The sequence below is a fragment of the Acinetobacter psychrotolerans genome (assembly GCF_048552595.1).
In the GTDB taxonomy this organism is placed as follows: Bacteria; Pseudomonadota; Gammaproteobacteria; order Pseudomonadales; family Moraxellaceae; genus Acinetobacter.
On record NZ_JBIMDK010000004.1, the window covers coordinates 83829 to 99631 of the forward strand.

Annotated in this window: 17 protein-coding genes; 15 read left to right on the forward strand and 2 right to left on the reverse strand. The window is 38.1% G+C overall.

The annotated features are described in order from the left end of the window. The first annotated feature begins 35 nt into the window (after positions 1-35). From rpe to ACG94X_RS05075, 9 genes are all read left to right on the forward strand, one after another. Entirely contained in the window at positions 36-722 is a 687-nt protein-coding gene (gene rpe, locus ACG94X_RS05035; RefSeq protein WP_419382650.1) for a ribulose-phosphate 3-epimerase, read from the forward strand. 533 nt (positions 723-1255) lie between these two features. Next, positions 1256-1732 (forward strand): hypothetical protein, encoded by a 477-nt coding sequence (locus tag ACG94X_RS05040; protein ID WP_419382651.1) that lies wholly within the window; start codon positions 1256-1258, stop codon positions 1730-1732. A 56-nt stretch (positions 1733-1788) separates the two neighbouring features. Beyond that, positions 1789-3633: a copper resistance system multicopper oxidase gene (locus ACG94X_RS05045; RefSeq protein WP_419382652.1), complete on the forward strand. Its 1845-nt coding sequence runs from the start codon at positions 1789-1791 to the stop codon at positions 3631-3633. Next, a complete protein-coding gene (locus ACG94X_RS05050) occupies positions 3620-3946 on the forward strand; it encodes a hypothetical protein (RefSeq protein ID WP_419382653.1) in 327 nt (108 codons plus the stop codon). The genes ACG94X_RS05045 and ACG94X_RS05050 overlap by 14 nt, the downstream gene beginning before the upstream one ends. After that, positions 3933-4934, forward strand: coding sequence for a copper resistance protein B (locus ACG94X_RS05055; protein ID WP_419382654.1), 1002 nt, complete (start codon positions 3933-3935; stop codon positions 4932-4934). Before ACG94X_RS05050 ends, ACG94X_RS05055 begins: the two co-directional genes overlap by 14 nt. A 341-nt stretch (positions 4935-5275) precedes the next feature. Beyond that, on the forward strand, positions 5276-5593 hold the full coding sequence (locus ACG94X_RS05060) for a DMT family transporter (RefSeq protein WP_419382655.1): 318 nt from the start codon (positions 5276-5278) through the stop codon (positions 5591-5593). A gap of 158 nt (positions 5594-5751) precedes the next feature. Next, positions 5752-6069, forward strand: a complete 318-nt coding sequence (locus ACG94X_RS05065) for a DMT family transporter (protein ID WP_419382656.1) — start codon at positions 5752-5754, stop codon at positions 6067-6069. Between the two features lie 54 nt (positions 6070-6123). Next, positions 6124-6606: a methylated-DNA--[protein]-cysteine S-methyltransferase gene (locus tag ACG94X_RS05070; RefSeq protein WP_419382657.1), complete on the forward strand. Its 483-nt coding sequence runs from the start codon at positions 6124-6126 to the stop codon at positions 6604-6606. A gap of 36 nt (positions 6607-6642) precedes the next feature. Further along, complete coding sequence (locus ACG94X_RS05075; RefSeq protein ID WP_419382658.1) at positions 6643-7308, forward strand: nuclease-related domain-containing protein; 666 nt, start codon at positions 6643-6645, stop codon at positions 7306-7308. Positions 7309-7545: 237 nt separating this feature from the next. Here the strand turns inward: ACG94X_RS05075 and ACG94X_RS05080 are convergent, their stop codons facing one another. Further along, the gene (locus tag ACG94X_RS05080) at positions 7546-8313 is read right to left on the reverse strand and encodes a hydroxymethylpyrimidine/phosphomethylpyrimidine kinase (protein ID WP_419382659.1); all 768 of its coding nucleotides are present in this window, start codon (positions 8311-8313) and stop codon (positions 7546-7548) included. Positions 8314-8410: 97 nt separating this feature from the next. Here ACG94X_RS05080 and ACG94X_RS05085 point away from each other — a divergent pair, with 97 nt between their 5' ends. Further along, entirely contained in the window at positions 8411-9055 is a 645-nt protein-coding gene (locus ACG94X_RS05085; RefSeq protein WP_419382660.1) for an HAD-IA family hydrolase, read from the forward strand. A 271-nt stretch (positions 9056-9326) separates the two neighbouring features. Here the strand turns inward: ACG94X_RS05085 and ACG94X_RS05090 are convergent, their stop codons facing one another. After that, the gene (locus tag ACG94X_RS05090; RefSeq protein WP_419382661.1) at positions 9327-9791 is read right to left on the reverse strand and encodes an Lrp/AsnC ligand binding domain-containing protein; all 465 of its coding nucleotides are present in this window, start codon (positions 9789-9791) and stop codon (positions 9327-9329) included. 138 nt (positions 9792-9929) lie between these two features. Here ACG94X_RS05090 and ACG94X_RS05095 point away from each other — a divergent pair, with 138 nt between their 5' ends. The 5 genes from ACG94X_RS05095 (at position 9930) to ACG94X_RS05115 (ending at position 15559) form a co-directional block, all read left to right on the forward strand. Next, entirely contained in the window at positions 9930-11189 is a 1260-nt protein-coding gene (locus ACG94X_RS05095; RefSeq protein WP_419382662.1) for a D-amino acid dehydrogenase, read from the forward strand. Positions 11190-11236: 47 nt separating this feature from the next. After that, on the forward strand, positions 11237-12337 hold the full coding sequence (gene alr / locus ACG94X_RS05100) for an alanine racemase (RefSeq protein WP_419382663.1): 1101 nt from the start codon (positions 11237-11239) through the stop codon (positions 12335-12337). A gap of 37 nt (positions 12338-12374) precedes the next feature. Continuing rightward, positions 12375-12734 carry a RidA family protein gene (locus ACG94X_RS05105; protein ID WP_419382800.1) on the forward strand — a complete coding sequence of 120 codons (360 nt, stop codon included), beginning with the start codon at positions 12375-12377 and terminating at the stop codon, positions 12732-12734. A gap of 137 nt (positions 12735-12871) precedes the next feature. Beyond that, the gene (locus ACG94X_RS05110) at positions 12872-14302 is read left to right on the forward strand and encodes an amino acid permease (RefSeq protein WP_419382664.1); all 1431 of its coding nucleotides are present in this window, start codon (positions 12872-12874) and stop codon (positions 14300-14302) included. Positions 14303-14449: 147 nt separating this feature from the next. Further along, the gene (locus tag ACG94X_RS05115) at positions 14450-15559 is read left to right on the forward strand and encodes an acyltransferase family protein (protein ID WP_419382665.1); all 1110 of its coding nucleotides are present in this window, start codon (positions 14450-14452) and stop codon (positions 15557-15559) included. The last annotated feature ends 244 nt before the right edge of the window (positions 15560-15803 follow it).

The following is a 15803-nucleotide window of genomic DNA, read 5'->3' on the forward strand; positions in this document are numbered from 1 at the left end:
AATTATCTTATTCAAAATCAAAGTCAGGTTCTGTCATGTCCAAGCCTTTTTTAATTGCACCTTCAATTTTATCTGCCGATTTCGCCCGTTTAGGTGAAGAGGTTGAAAATGTACTTGCAGCAGGTGCAGACGTTGTTCATTTTGACGTGATGGATAACCACTATGTTCCAAACTTAACTTTTGGTGCAGGTATTTGTAAGGCTTTGAAAAAATATGGCATTAAAGCACCTATCGATGTGCATTTAATGGTTTCTCCTGTAGACCGCATGATTGGTGATTTTCTTGAAGCGGGTGCAGACATTATTACGTTCCACCCAGAAGCGACGCATCATATAGACCGTTCTTTGCAGTTAATTAAAGATGGCGGCGCTAAAGCTGGTTTAGTATTTAACCCTGCAACACCATTACATTATTTGGATTATGTAATAGATAAAGTCGATCAGATTCTATTGATGAGTGTCAATCCTGGTTTTGGTGGTCAGAAATTTATTCCAGGAACTTTGGATAAATTACGTCAGGCACGCCAGATTATTGATGCCTCAGGTCGTGATATCCGTTTAGAAGTGGATGGTGGTGTAACACCTACAAATATTCGTGCGATTGCAGAGGCGGGTGCAGATATGTTTGTAGCAGGTTCAGCAATTTTTGGAAAGCCTGATTATAAAGCTGTGATTGATGAAATGCGTGCTGAGCTTGCTCGAGCAGGGAATGTTTCTGTTTAAATTTTCGCAGTATTACCCTATGTGGTTTGTGGATAACTTTGTGTGTAACTCTATGGATAACCATGTGAGTAACCACATGGATAAGTTGAGTATAGTTTAAACAATGCATTATCAATCGTTTAGAGTATAATCGAATTGTGTCGAAAAAGAGCTCAAATGAGCTCTTTTTTTTATGGAAATCAGTTTCTAAGGTACTGTTTAATTATTCATCTGTGGTTAAAAAACGATGAGTTGGTTTATTCATCACTGGGCTATTTTTATGATTGTTTAGATTCTCTCTATTTTCCGCCTGAGCAAAATTGAAGTATTGATCAATGGAAGCATAAAAGAATAATAAGGATGAATAAGACTAAGTATAATTTATACATTTTTAAAATGAATAAATTACAGCTTGATATTTGCCAAGCTGAAAATTACAGGCTATGCTTTAAATATTCATTGGATATAAGACCCAAAGTTTTATGCTTTTCACTCAGCTCTGCAAACAGATGTGGTTTGTTTGTCTTATGGTATTTGCCATAGGGTGGAGCAGTGTGTCTGTCGCATCGGTGAAAATCATGCATCTGGATATGCAACATGAACAAATGCAGCTAAAGATGCAGGGCAATCAACCTTTATCGGATGGTTCATTCAATGATCATGAGATGGCGAAGATGAGCGCAGAACAAATGCGTAGTCATTGTCAGCAAATGATGCAGTTAAATTCAGAGCAAAAAGCACCTCATGGGTCATCTCAAAACGATATATCACAAAAAGTATCAAGCTCCGCTATAGACCAGAGCCAGTACAGCAGTTGTATGACAACGTCAGATACTGGTCAGATGCAGCATAAAAACTGTCCTGATTGTAGTTTAATGGCGTGTCAGGCAATGATCGTATGGTTGAATGTTGAATCATTACAATGGTCAAATCCATCTGCGGATCGTCAAAATTCTCCATTTATTAGTACATATCAGGCTCAGCATCTTTCTGGGCACTGGCAGGAAATCCTTCGTCCTCCTAAAGCTTAATCCTTATTTTCAAACATTATTTTATACACAATTGTTTAAAATCTTAGGATTAAGTTATGTCTATACAATTCCAGCCGAATCGTTTGGTGCAAAGCCTGCTTGCAGGACTGTGTTTGGTTACATCTTCATGGGGCTTCGCCGCAGTTAAAGAATATCAATTGGTGATTGATGAAAGTACCATCAACGTCACAGGAAAACCTGTCAAACGTATCACGGTAAATGGTCAGTTTCCTGCGCCTTTACTTGAGTTTGAAGAAGGTGATGATGCGATTATTAAAGTTAAAAATAATCTGAAAAATAAAGACTCATCTATTCACTGGCATGGTTTGTTGTTGCCCGGAATTATGGATGGCGTACCTGGTTTTAATGGCTTTAACGGCATTAGCCCGAATGAAGAATTTGTCTATAAATTTAAAGTTCGTCAGAGCGGAACATATTGGTATCACGCGCATTCCAAAGGTCAGGAACAGGATGGTTTATACGGTTCATTGGTGATTTATCCTAAAAATAAAAAGCCTTTGGCAGCGCATGAACAAGCAGAGCGTGATTATGTCGTGATGCTTTCCGATTTTCATGAAAAAACCAGTGATCAGATTCAGCAAGATCTGAAAATTTCCGCTGAATACTATCAGGATCAGCGTGAAACGCTAAGTGATGTCTGGAAACAAGTGAAACGTGATGGTGTGAAAGCCACATGGTCTGACCGCAAAATGTGGAATCAGATGCGTATGCTCAAAACAGATATGTCTGATGTAACGGGTTATACCTTCCTGATGAATGGTAAAACACCGACACAGAACTGGACAGGTATGTTTAAGCCGAATGAAAAAGTCCGTCTGCGTTTTGTGAATGCCTCTGCTATGTCGTTTTTTGATATACGCATTCCCAATTTAAAAATGACGGTGGTCAGTGCCGATGGTCAGCCTGTCAAACCAGTAGCTGTGGACGAATTTCGTATTGGTACTGCTGAAACGTATGATGTGATTGTTGAGCCGAAAATAGGACATTATCAGATTGAAGCAGAGTCAATTGACCGTTCAGGCTATGCCATCGGGATGTTACATAATGAATTGACAGCTATGGGGCATGGTATTCACATGCCTGCGCCTCGTCCTCGTTCATTGCTAACAATGGAAGACATGGGGCATGGTACAGACCATTCAGCTATGGATCATTCCAAAATGGATGCTGATGCGATGCAGGGTATGGATCATTCAAAAATGAACCACAATGCAATGTCTGCTATGAACCATAGTGAGATGGATCATTCACAACATCAGATGCCAGCTTTATCTACTACACAAAAAAATGATCAAGTGGTGTATGGATGGGCAAATGCATCGACACCAAAAGGCGATAAAGCACTGCAATACAGCGACTTAAAGTCATTAACACCACAAGCAGATACTCGTGAAGCAACAAGTGAACTGGTGATTCGTTTAGGTGGAACAATGGAACGCTATATGTGGACAATCAATGGTAAAAAATTCAGTGATGCTGAACCGTTGAAAGTGAAATTTGGTGAACGGATTCGGGTGAAATTCATCAATGACAGCATGATGGCGCACCCGATGCATTTGCACGGCATGTTTATGCAGCTTGAAAATGGTCAACCACCTGTTGATATGCCAAATAAGCATACTGTGATTGTGCCACCGGGCAAAACAGTGACGACACTTTTGACTGCTGATGAATTGGGCGAATGGGCAATTCATTGTCACCTGCTTTACCACATGAGCGCAGGAATGATGAATAAATTGATTGTTGCCAATGTTACAGATGGCAAAGTTTCTACTTCACCGATTCAGGCTGAAAGTAACGCATCAAACAGTAGTCCATTACAAAACAATCCCTCAGAAAGCAAAGCGGATACGAAAGGAGATGCTCATGCCCACCATTAATCTTTTTTCTAAAGCAATGCTAATGGGTTCTTTACTTATATTCAGTTCATTGACGATGGCAGAACCGAAGCATGATATGACGGTGCATCAACATGCTGAGCATCATCAGATGAATTCAAGCCATGACGTGCAGAATTGCAGTGACCAGGCAAGCCATTCCGCTGCGCAACATGTGAAAGGTAACCATGCTGGACATTGTCAAAATACCCATCAAACAGCTCAAAGTCAGGCTGGTAAAACCAAAACTTCGGACAAGAAAACGACTGATCAAAAAGCCAATGAGGAGAAAGGAGATGCTCATGCGCACCATTAATCTTTTTTCTAAAGCAGTTTTTTCTCAAACAGTTTTAGCAAGTTCGTTGTTGATGATGAGTACTTGGGCAGTCGCGCATGAAGGGCATCACACGATGCCTGACTCTAGCCAAATGCCAATGCAGATGGATGTTCAGCCAACAATGGCAATTGCAACAGATACAACAACGAATCGATCTCAGCCTACTATGGATCATTCACAGCATAAGATGGTTCAATCTGTTCCAATGGTCAAATTGGCTCAAGCAGCTGCTATTTCTAATAGTGTTGCAAATACAGATTCAAATATAAATCATGGACATGGTACGCATGATCATCGTAAAGAACATGGTGCGCAAATTTATGCCGTTACGACCATCGATAATAAATGGTTGGTGGATGAAAGTGGTAAGGGCGCATTAAAATCTGAGCTTGAAACCCGAATGGGTACAGATGAAAATAAAGTTTTCATTAAAGCGCATATTGCGAAACATGAATCTCACGATGCTGAATACGATGCCAAAGTATTGTACAGCCGAATGATTTCAGATTTTTGGGATGCTCAAGTCGGTGTACGTTATCGTGCTGAAAAAGTGGAACGTGAGCACCATCAGACCGATACAGAAGAAAAGTTCGATGCTGTGCTCGGTTTGCATGGTATGGCACAGTATTTCTTTGAAACAGATGCTTATTTCTATGCAGGTCAGGACAATTATTCAGGTTTTAGTTTAGATACTGAACGAGATTTATTAATCACGCAAAAACTGATTCTAAAACCGTATTTAGAAATGGGTGTGGTATTTAGTGATGATTCAAAATATGCGAAAAAAACAGGTCTGAGTAGTGCATCACTTGGATTGGAAATGCGTTATGAGCTCAGTAAAAAAGTGATGCCTTATCTTGATGTTGCTTATGAATATTCTAAAGGTAATGATGAAACTGTTTGGCAACAGGCATCCGATTCAGAAAAGGGTTGGGTCTATGGTGCAGGGTTAAGATTTAAGTTCTGATCGTTCAAATGAAGATCATCTAAAATCTGATCATTCTCAAAAAAGGTCATTGCATCGTGCAGTGACCTTTTTTTAGCAATCATCATGCTTCATGACATTATTCTCTACGGCTAAACCCTCAGTTGCTAACGTCAGCCAATTAGATCTTCATAAAGACTAGGCAAAAATATCATGCAATCTGTGAAACTGGTCAAAAATTGTAAACAATAACCACAACATAACTGTGAGTTGCTATAATCTAAAATATTAAGGAGGAACGACCTCCCTTCATGCAGATTTTCTTTACTGCGTCAGGAAAATTCGTCAGGACGACCTGATCTATCTTAAAATGGAGCAGGCTCATGGCTTGGATATTACTGGTTCTTGCAGGCATCTTTGAAATCGTTTGGGCATATAGCATGAAGCTGTCCGAAGGTTTTTCTAAATTAACACCCAGTGTCATCACTATTTTCTTTATGATTCTCAGCTTCGGTCTGTTGGCATCCGCAATGCGTACTTTGCCACTTGGGACGGCATATACCATTTGGACAGGCATTGGTGCGATTGGATCTTTTCTAGTGGGTATATTTATTTTGGGTGAACCTGCAACCGCTATGCGGATGTTGGCTGCAGTGTTGATTGTTTCTGGATTGGTATTGATGAAATTATCATCCTCTTAAATACGTTTTATAGCCATATCTCTCTGATATGGCTTTCTTTTATATTAAATAGATTTCTTTCTAAATCGTTTACTGTCTCGTTTTTTTTCTCCTTGAACGAAAGGTAAGAGAAAAAGGAACTGATGAAAGAATTCTCAAAATTAAACTGGTAGATGAATATGGCATGGGCTTTACTGATTGTTGCGGGTGTATTGGAAGTCATTTGGGCATATTTTATGAAAGTGTCCGATGGCTTTAGCAAGCTTACACCAAGTATTCTGACCATTATTTTTATGATTGCGAGTTTTGCATTGCTGTCATATAGCATGAAAACTTTACCTTTAGGCACAGCATATACAGTATGGACGGGAATTGGTGCAATTGGTTCATTTGCAGTTGGAATTTTCTTTTTAGGCGAGCCTGCATCTACAATGCGAATGCTGGCTGCTGTGTTAATTATTTCGGGTTTAATTCTGATGAAATTATCATCAAGTTAGGCTAATCTATCTTTTATGCTGTGTGCATTTTGAATGATGGATGGGAGTACCGCAATGCAACTTTATTTTATGGAAATGGCATCACCTGTTGGTCAGTTAAAACTGGTGGCAAATGATACGTCTTTGGTTGCGGTACTTTGGGAAAATGAAAATCCAAATCGTGTACGTTTGGCAGAATTGATTGAAAATAAACTGCATTCGATTTTGCTTGAAACTCAAAAACAGTTGCAAGAATACTTTGCAGGAAAGCGTCAGCAGTTTAATTTACCGTTGGATTTTGAAGGGACTGAGTTTCAGAAGAAAGTTTGGCAGGCTTTACTGAATATTCCTTTTGGTGAAACACGTAGTTATAAGGATATTGCAGAGCAGATTGGTAATGTGAAAGCGGTTCGTGCTGTCGGTGCTGCCAATGGCAAGAATCCGATTTCGATTATTGCGCCGTGTCATCGTGTCGTTGGGGCAAATGGTAAGTTGGTTGGCTTTGCAGGCGGGTTAGAAAATAAAGACCTCCTTTTAAAAATTGAGAAATTACAATAAACTAGACTGAATTATTGATAATATTTAACACTTAGAATGATTTCACAAATTGTAGCACCACTATTTTCTCAGCTTTGGTGGGTGATTATATTATTCCTTATTATTGGAGTATTCAAAGTATTTAAGCCTTTTTTGAAAGGAAAAATGGGCGAGTTTGCAGTCAGTGCGCATGTCAAACTTTATTTGGATAAAGAAAATTATACTTTGTTGAATGATTGCACTTTGCCCGATGAACAAAATCAGAGCACTCAAATTGATCATATTCTGTTAAGCCCTAATGGTGTATTTGTTATAGAGACCAAGAACTATAAAGGATGGATTTTTGGTGGTGAGCGTCAGAAAATGTGGACGCAGAAAATTTATAAAAAATCATATAAATTTCAGAATCCATTACATCAAAATTATAAACATCAGAAAGTTCTGGAAGATATTTTGTCCGATATTGTAGAGCCTGAACTGATTCATTCAGTCATTGTCTTTATGCCCGATTGCGAATTTAAAACTCAAACGCCTGCGAATGTTTTTCGTGGAGCCGCTTGGATTGATTATGTGAAAGGTTTTAAGGCGGTAATGATTCCACCGATGAAATTAAAGCGGGTTCATTTACGCATTGAAAAAGAAATCCTAGAAAAATCATGGAAAACCAATCGTCAGCATGTGCAAAATTTGAAAGATAGGCATGCTGAAAAAATAGATGGGTAATTTACTTATCCGTCATTTTAGATTTAGCTATTTCACTTGATACATAGCCTTTTTACTTGAAAATTTTACAGTTTTTTTCTAGTACACCTAATGCACCATTTTTTATTTATGTTTTAAGAATAGTTGAAGGTATATTCTTCCAGTTTATTGCTTTTTTAGTGGTGTTTATTTATTTAAGAGTATGATTAATTTTAATTTATTCTGTTTGGAAAAGCTCGCTTGCGCGAGCTTAATTTTTTAAAACCGCTTCGGAATTTTTTGTCCACCATCCACAGGGCTTTCAGCATTTTTTAACACACCAAATAACCATGCTTCAGCGTGATTAACTGCGACATTTAAAGCATCACCCATTGCTAAGCGTCCTGCAATAAAGCTTGCTAAAGAACAACCTGAACCATGATATTCACCATCAAGGCGTGGACATTTTGTTTCAGAAATCAATTCGCCATTGAGATACAAAGCATTACGAATATATTCAGGTGTATCTTCATGTCCACCTTTGACTAAAACGGCTTTTGCACCCATTGTAAAGAGTTTAGCGGTAGCTTTTTCTAAATCATTTTCACCTGTTAAAGCACGAAGCTCAACGGTATTTGGCGTAATGACTGTCGCAAATGGAATGAGTTCTACAAAAGCTTTGACCAGTGTTTCTTGGTTCCCCAAAGAACCACCACTATTCGCAACGAGAACAGGATCAAGCACATATAAATATTCAGGATGTTCACGTAAAAACTCAGCCAAAGCCGCAATATTATCGGTTGTTCCCAACATACCCGACTTGATTACTTTGATGGGTAAATCACCGACTACGGCATGCGCCTGTGCAAGTAATAATTCTTTCGAAGTCGCCTCAAAACCAAAGACTTGCTGAGAGTTTTGTATAGTCAACGCAGTACAGGCAATGGCAGCATGTGCGCCACTCTGACCAATCGCTTCAATATCTGCCTGTAAACCCGCACCGCCAGATGGGTCAAGACCTGAAAAACAAAGTACTGTAGGGCGCACGAGCAAGTCCTTAAATTCACAAATTTGGGTTAGTATAGGCAACTTTGAGACAAGTCTCGATACTAATTTCTTTAATCTCTGTAAGAAGGTTCAGTTTGTGATTAAAAATATTTTAATAGATCTGGATGGTACATTAACCGATCCGAAAGTGGGCATTACGACTTCAGCACGTTATGGGCTTGCAAAGGTTGGACATCCAATTCCTGATACTGAAAATATTGACTGGATTATTGGCCCACCGCTGAAAGCTTCATTGGCAAAATTGTTAAATGTTGATGTCAAAGACGTACTTGCGGAACAGGCTTTACTGGGTTATCGGGAACGATTTGCAGTGACAGGACTGTTTGAAAATCATGTGTTTGATGATGTTGACGCAACTTTATCTGCATTAAAAAATAAAGGTTATCGTTTATTTTTAGCGACGGCAAAACCTGAAGTTTATGCACGACAAATTCTGGAACATTTTAATTTATTACAATATTTTGAATATCCATACGGCAGCGAGCTGAATGGTGAGCGTACTAATAAAGGCGATTTAATTGCTTATATTCTAGAACAAGAACAGTTAAATCCAGAGGAATGTTTAATGGTCGGTGATCGTGAACATGATATTTTTGGAGCACGTAAACATGGTATCGAAACCATTGCCGTGGAATATGGTTATGGCGATGCAGCAGAATTAGATGCAGCACAGCCGAAACAAAGAATTGCGAAATTTTCAGATTTATTAACAATTTTTTAAATTAGCTGGGGAAATTTTTATTCAAGGTTTACCTCATCCTAACCTTCTCCGAAAAGGAGAAGGGACTTTTAATATGAGGTATAGAGTTTTTAATTGTAAAAATTCAGCTTTTAAATATATTCGTTCAAAATGGTTACATTGATTTAATTCAGTTGAATCAAAATAAAGAGGGCTATGAATATTATCGGGCTGAAAATGAACTGTGTATTAAAAATCTTGATCCATCACCAAATGAAGATGAAGCCATCCGCTATAAAAGCTGTTTGAAAATTTAACGCACATCTAGATATAAAGATTCTTTAATTTCTTCCATCACAATATAGCTATGTGATGATGCGGATGACGGCAGTTTTTTTAATAAATCACCGAGCAAACGACGATATGCCGTCATTTCTTTAAGACGAGCTTTGACTAAATAATCAAAATCCCCCGAAATTAAATGACACTCTTGTACTTCTGGAATTTCCATTAAATCTTTAGCGACTTGTTCGAAAACATCACCTGATTTCGCAGATAAACTAATTTCTAGAAAAACCAATAGGTTACGATCAAGGTGCTTCGGATTGAGCCTTGCGTGATAGCCCATGATAATGCCATCTCGTTCCAAACGCTTGACACGTTCTGAACAGGGCGTGGTGGATAAACTTACCCTAGATGCTAGCTCACTAATTGCAATTCGACCTTCATTTTGTAGAATATCTAAAATCATTCGATCTATACGGTCTAATTTACGCATCAATAATTCCCTTTTTTTAGGCAAATTTCACGACAAAAAATTAAAACACCTAAATTATAACCCTAAAAACAGTGAAATAAACTATTGAAGCAAAAATATACTAGTTAAATAAACTAGTAAATGTATAAAGGATAACAAATGCGTGTAATTGTATTAGGTAGTGGTGTGATTGGTGTCGCAAGTGCATATTACCTCGCGCAGCAAGGAGCACAAGTTACAGTTTTAGACCGTCAAACAGGTCCTGCGGAAGAAACCAGCTTTGGTAATGCAGGGCAGATTTCGCCTGGATACTCGACACCGTGGGCTGCTCCGGGTATTCCATTCAAAGCTATGAAGTGGATGTTTCAACATCATGCACCACTCGCAATTAATATTGATGGCAGTATGTGGCAGTTACAGTGGATGGCGCAAATGCTAAAAAACTGTAATCCGAACAGCTATGCTATTAACAAAGAACGTATGACACGAGTGGCTGAATATAGTCGTGATTGTTTACGTGAGCTAAGAAAAGAAACGGGAATTAGTTACGAAAATCGTTCAAAAGGAACGCTCCAAGTTTTCCGTAATGAAGCCCAACTTGAGATGGTACAACGAGATATAGCTGTATTGAAAGAATGTGGTGTTCCGCATGAATTATTATTAAGAGATGATCTCGCTAAAGTTGAACCTGCACTTGAACATGCCAAAGATAAATTGGTCGGTGGCTTACATTTACCGAATGACGAAACAGGCGACTGTTATTTATTTACCAATGCGTTAGCCAATTTAGCTCAAGATTTGGGTGTTGAGTTTAAATTCAATCAAAATGTTGAAAGACTGGTGGTTGAAGGTGATGAAATAAAAGGTGTTGTGGTCAATGGTGAAGTGTTAACAGCAGATCGCTATGTGCTTGCATTTGGTAGTTATTCACGAGATTTCCTAAAACCGTTAGAATTAAATTTACCCGTTTATCCAGTGAAAGGGTATTCACTAACCATTCCAATTATTGATGCGAAGTTTGCACCGCAATCTACTGTATTAGATGAAACCTATAAAATTGCGATTACTCGTTTTGATCAGCGTATTCGTGTTGGTGGAATGGCGGAATTAAGTGGATTTAATCATGGTCTAAACAATGCCCGTCGTGACACCTTGGAAATGGTGACGCAAGATTTATTCCCAGGTGGTGATTTAGCACAGGCTTCATTCTGGACAGGTTTGCGTCCAATGACCCCAGACAGTACGCCGATTATTGGTGCGACACGTTTTAAAAATTTATTCCTCAATACTGGTCATGGCACATTGGGTTGGACAATGGCATGTGGTTCAGGGAAATTGATCAGTGATTTAGTCATGAATCATAAAACTGAGATTAGTACAGAAGGTTTGTCGATTAAACGTTATCCACACGCAGCTTAATTTACTCAAATATTATCAATTCAGAAATTTATTCAGGGACGAATAACATGCCTAGACCGATTTGTGCAGTGATTCATACAGAAGCGCTGCAACATAATCTCAATATTGCCAAACAGTATGCACCAAAGAGTCGTGTATTTGCTGTGGTTAAGGCCAATGCGTATGGTCATGGTATTGAGCATGTTTATTCATCTTTTCAATCTGCAGATGGTTTTGCATTGCTTGATCTTGCAGAAGCAAAACAATTGCGACAATTGGGTTGGACAGGTTCAATTTTGTTATTGGAAGGTATTTTCTCTGCACAAGATTTATATGATTGTTTAGTGTTCAATTTAAGTTTTACCGTTCATAGTGATCATCAAATTCAGTGGTTATCCGAATTTTCACAACCTGCTCAATTTGATGTTTATTTGAAAATGAATAGCGGAATGAATCGTTTAGGCTTTCCACCTGAACAATATCGCAGTGCTTGGGAAGAACTTGATCAGTTATCTAATATTCAGTCGATTACGCACATGATGCATTTTTCAGATGCCGATGGTGAGCGTTTTGAGCAATCTGGAATAGATTATCAATATCAAGTTTTTGAAGAGGCGACTCGTGATCTTGCGGGAGATCAAAGCGTATCCAATAGTGCCGCAATTTTAAGACATTCACAGCATCTTCATTCAGATGCTGTTCGTAGTGGCATCATGCTCTATGGTAGCTCTCCAGATTTTCCAACGCACACAATTCATGATTGGAATTTAAAGCCGACCATGAGTTTACGCAGTGAAATCATTGCCATTCAATATTTACAAGCCAATGAAACTGTCGGCTATGGTTCAAAATTTACCGCAAATCAAGCCATGAAAATTGGCATTGTTGCGTGTGGCTATGCAGATGGATATCAACGAATTTCTATGAATGCTCCAGTATTGGTCAATGATGTGCTTACGCAAACCATTGGTCGTGTCAGCATGGATATGTTGGCAGTTGATCTTTCACATATTCCAGATGCTGTTATTGGCAGTGAAGTTGTATTGTGGGGACAATCTTCTAACGGGACTATTTTACCTATCGATGATGTTGCAGCCAGTTCAGGAACGGTTGGTTATGAACTGATGTGTGGTGTGACTGCACGTGTCAATTTTAAAATTTCAAAATAAGGATCTAACAATGTCAAATGATACACAGAGTATTAATATGCAAAATCAGGATATTCAAAAACTCAACAGCAATGACGTGATGAGTGCTGTCACTATTTTCAATCAAGTTGTGTATCTTTCAGGTCAAGTACCTAAAAATACCGATCTTGGCATAGAAGGGCAGACGAAAGAGATATTAGCAACCATCGATGAATTATTGGCTCAAGCCAATACTGATAAATCTCGTTTATTGTCGGCACATGTTTATATTAAAAATCTTCCAGATTTTCCAGTTTTTAATAAAATTTGGGTTGATTGGCTACAAGGATGTGTGACACCATCGCGCGCAACCATTCAAGCCGATTTAGTCAATCCAAAATGGTTGATCGAAATTGCAGTGACTGCTGCACAAAGATAAACAGCAAATATTCGGAATAAAGACGAATCATGTTTAAGCAACGTGATTCAGTTTAAACAGGACAAACGATAGAACGAGGATGTTCTGACGCCAAAAGCGAGTTTGACCTTAAAAGGAATGTCAAAAAGGATATTTTTATGACAACTTCAAGCCATTCAGATGACGCACAATCGTCGCCACATGAGCTGCAACGGAAATTATCCAATCGTCACTTACAATTAATCGCTATTGGCGGTGCAATTGGAACAGGATTGTTTATGGGATCTGGGAAAACAATTTCCCTCGCAGGTCCTTCAATTTTAATCATTTATATGATTATTGGTGCAATGTTCTTTTTCCTAATGCGTGCATTGGGTGAAATTTTACTTTCAAATTTACACTACAAATCTTTTATCGATATGGCACATGACCTGATTGGTCCAAGTGCAGGCTATTATATTGGCTGGTCATATTGGTTAGGTTGGATTTTGGTGGGTATTGCAGATTTAGCCGCCATCATCAATTATCTCAATTTTTGGCTCCCCGCAGGTACAGCTTTTACCCCCATGGGGCAAGCACTGATTAGTGCAGGCTGTGTTTTATTGGTTTTGGGTATTAATTTACTCACGGTAAAATTGTTCGGGGAAATTGAATTTTGGTTTGCTTTGATTAAAATTTTAGCTATCGTTGGTTTGATTTTAATTGGCGGTTATATGGTGTTTAGCCATTTTCAAGCGCCAAGTGGTTCTGTGGCTAGTTTTAGCAACGTATGGTCGCATGGTGGCATGTTCCCTAAAGGTGCAAGTGGTTTCCTCGCAGGCTTCCAAATCGCTTTATTTGCCTTCGTCGGCGTGGAACTGATTGGTACGATGGCAGCAGAAACCAAAGACCCTGAAAAGAATTTACCGAAAGCAGTCAATGCAATTCCAACACGTATTATTTTATTTTATGTATTGGCTTTATTTATTGTGATGTCTGTTACGCCGTGGAATGAAATTCCTGCAGATCAAAGCCCATTCGTTACGCTGTTTTTACATGCGGGAATTGGTGGTGCTGCGTTAATTATGAACCTTGTTGTATTGTCCTCTGTTATGTCGTCTATGAATAGCGGTGTGTTTTCTACCAGTCGCATGCTGTTTGGCTTGGCAAAAGAAGGGCAAGCACCTGAAAAATTGGCAGAGCTATCTAGTCGTGCCGTACCTGCAAAGGGTTTGTTATTCTCATGCGGCTTCATTATGGCAGGTGCAGCATTACAGTACTTTGTACCGAATACTATTGAAGCGTTTACTTTGGCAAGTTCTTTATGTGTGATTTTATTCATTAGTATTTGGAGCATTATCATGGTGTGCTATATACGCTATCGTAAATTGCGTCCTGAATTGCATGCAAAATCAACATTTAAAATGCCTGGTGGTGTGTGGATGTCTTATGTGGTGCTGATCTTCTTAGCATTTACATTGGTCATTTTAAGTTTAGAGCCTGATACTTTAAACGCCCTCAAGATTAGTCCGTTATGGCTTGTTATTTTAGCGGTGACATATCAATTGATGTATAAGCCACGTATGAAAAAGCGTAAAGACCAATTGTAATTAAATTCTTGGTCATTGAGTTTTTGAAAATCGGGAGATGAATACAAATCATCTCCCGTAAATTTTTTACAAATTAACTGAATGAATTTACTGTAATAAAATTAATAATCTCGTCTAATAGCCGCATTCAAAATTTAAAAGAATAGCATGAGAAATTATAAGATTGATGTATTACGTGGCATATCTATTCTTTTGGTGCTGATCCACCATTTTAATATTCCTTATAAATTACACGATACTTTTTTAGGTGTGCAGGTTTTTGGAGAAAGCCTCAGTACTTTGATCGCCCGTAATGGTAATTATGGTGTGACGATGTTTTTTGTTATTTCAGGTTTTTTAATCACACAACATACTTTACAAAGAAGTGCTTCATTATCCAATATTCATTTGAAAGATTTCTATATTCGTCGTATCGCACGCATAATTCCTTGCCTCATTTTACTGGTTGCAATGGTCACAATATTGGGCGGTTTAGGCTTAAAACCGTTTTTGAATCAGGCTCCCAATGATATAGAGGTATCTTATGGCTTAACAGTTTTCGCAGCATTTACCTTTTGGATGAATATCCTGATTATTGAAAATGGTTGGGTCAATTACGCATTAGGTGTTTTGTGGTCGTTATCTGTAGAAGAAGTATTTTATTTGGCTTTTCCGATTCTATGTTTGGTTTTAGGACGTGGAAAAGGCTTTATTTTATTGTTACTTGCAGTGATTTGTTATGCCCCCTATTTTCGTTCCTTACATGCAAGAGAAGAAAGTGGCGCTTATCTATATCATTATTTTTCCAGTTTTGATGGGATTGCCATTGGTTGTTTGACCGCAATTTTTGTGCAGACTTTTAAGGGAAAAGTTCAGCATCTAAAAGCCATGATGAGTTTAGTTTCTTTGTTAATGATTGCGCTATATTTTTACGCACCGATTAAAGAAGTCAGTACATGGGGCATTAGTGTTTTTGCAATGTTATCTGCTGTTCTTATTTTCTGTTTTGCACAGAATCCGCAAATGGAATCACAATCAATCGTAGCGAAACGGATGGTATGGATTGGACAGCGTAGTTATGAAATGTATTTGTTTCATTTAATTATTCTAGGCTTATTTAAAGTTTTTTATTTCCCGAAAGAAACCTTAGCTGTAGAAAAGCTCGTGTTATTGCCTATTTATTTTATTGCTGTATTTCTACTGAGTTGGGCAATAGAAAAATATTATTCAACACCGCTGAATGTGAAAATCCGACATTATTTTAAGGTGATTAAATAGATTTGTTAGTTATTCTAATGGTTATGTATTCTATTTTTTAATCAATTTATAGTCCTTATTTGAGGAGTATTATTGCTTTTAGGCTCTATGTATATTAAAGGAATCTCATAATAAGGAAGATATTATTGGAATGAGATATTTGTGTTTAATTACTAAAAGTGAAAGCACTTAATATTTTGTAAGTACTTTATGATGCTGTGTTTTTCGTGCTTCAGAATAATGAAATTTATCATCTTAATTTAAG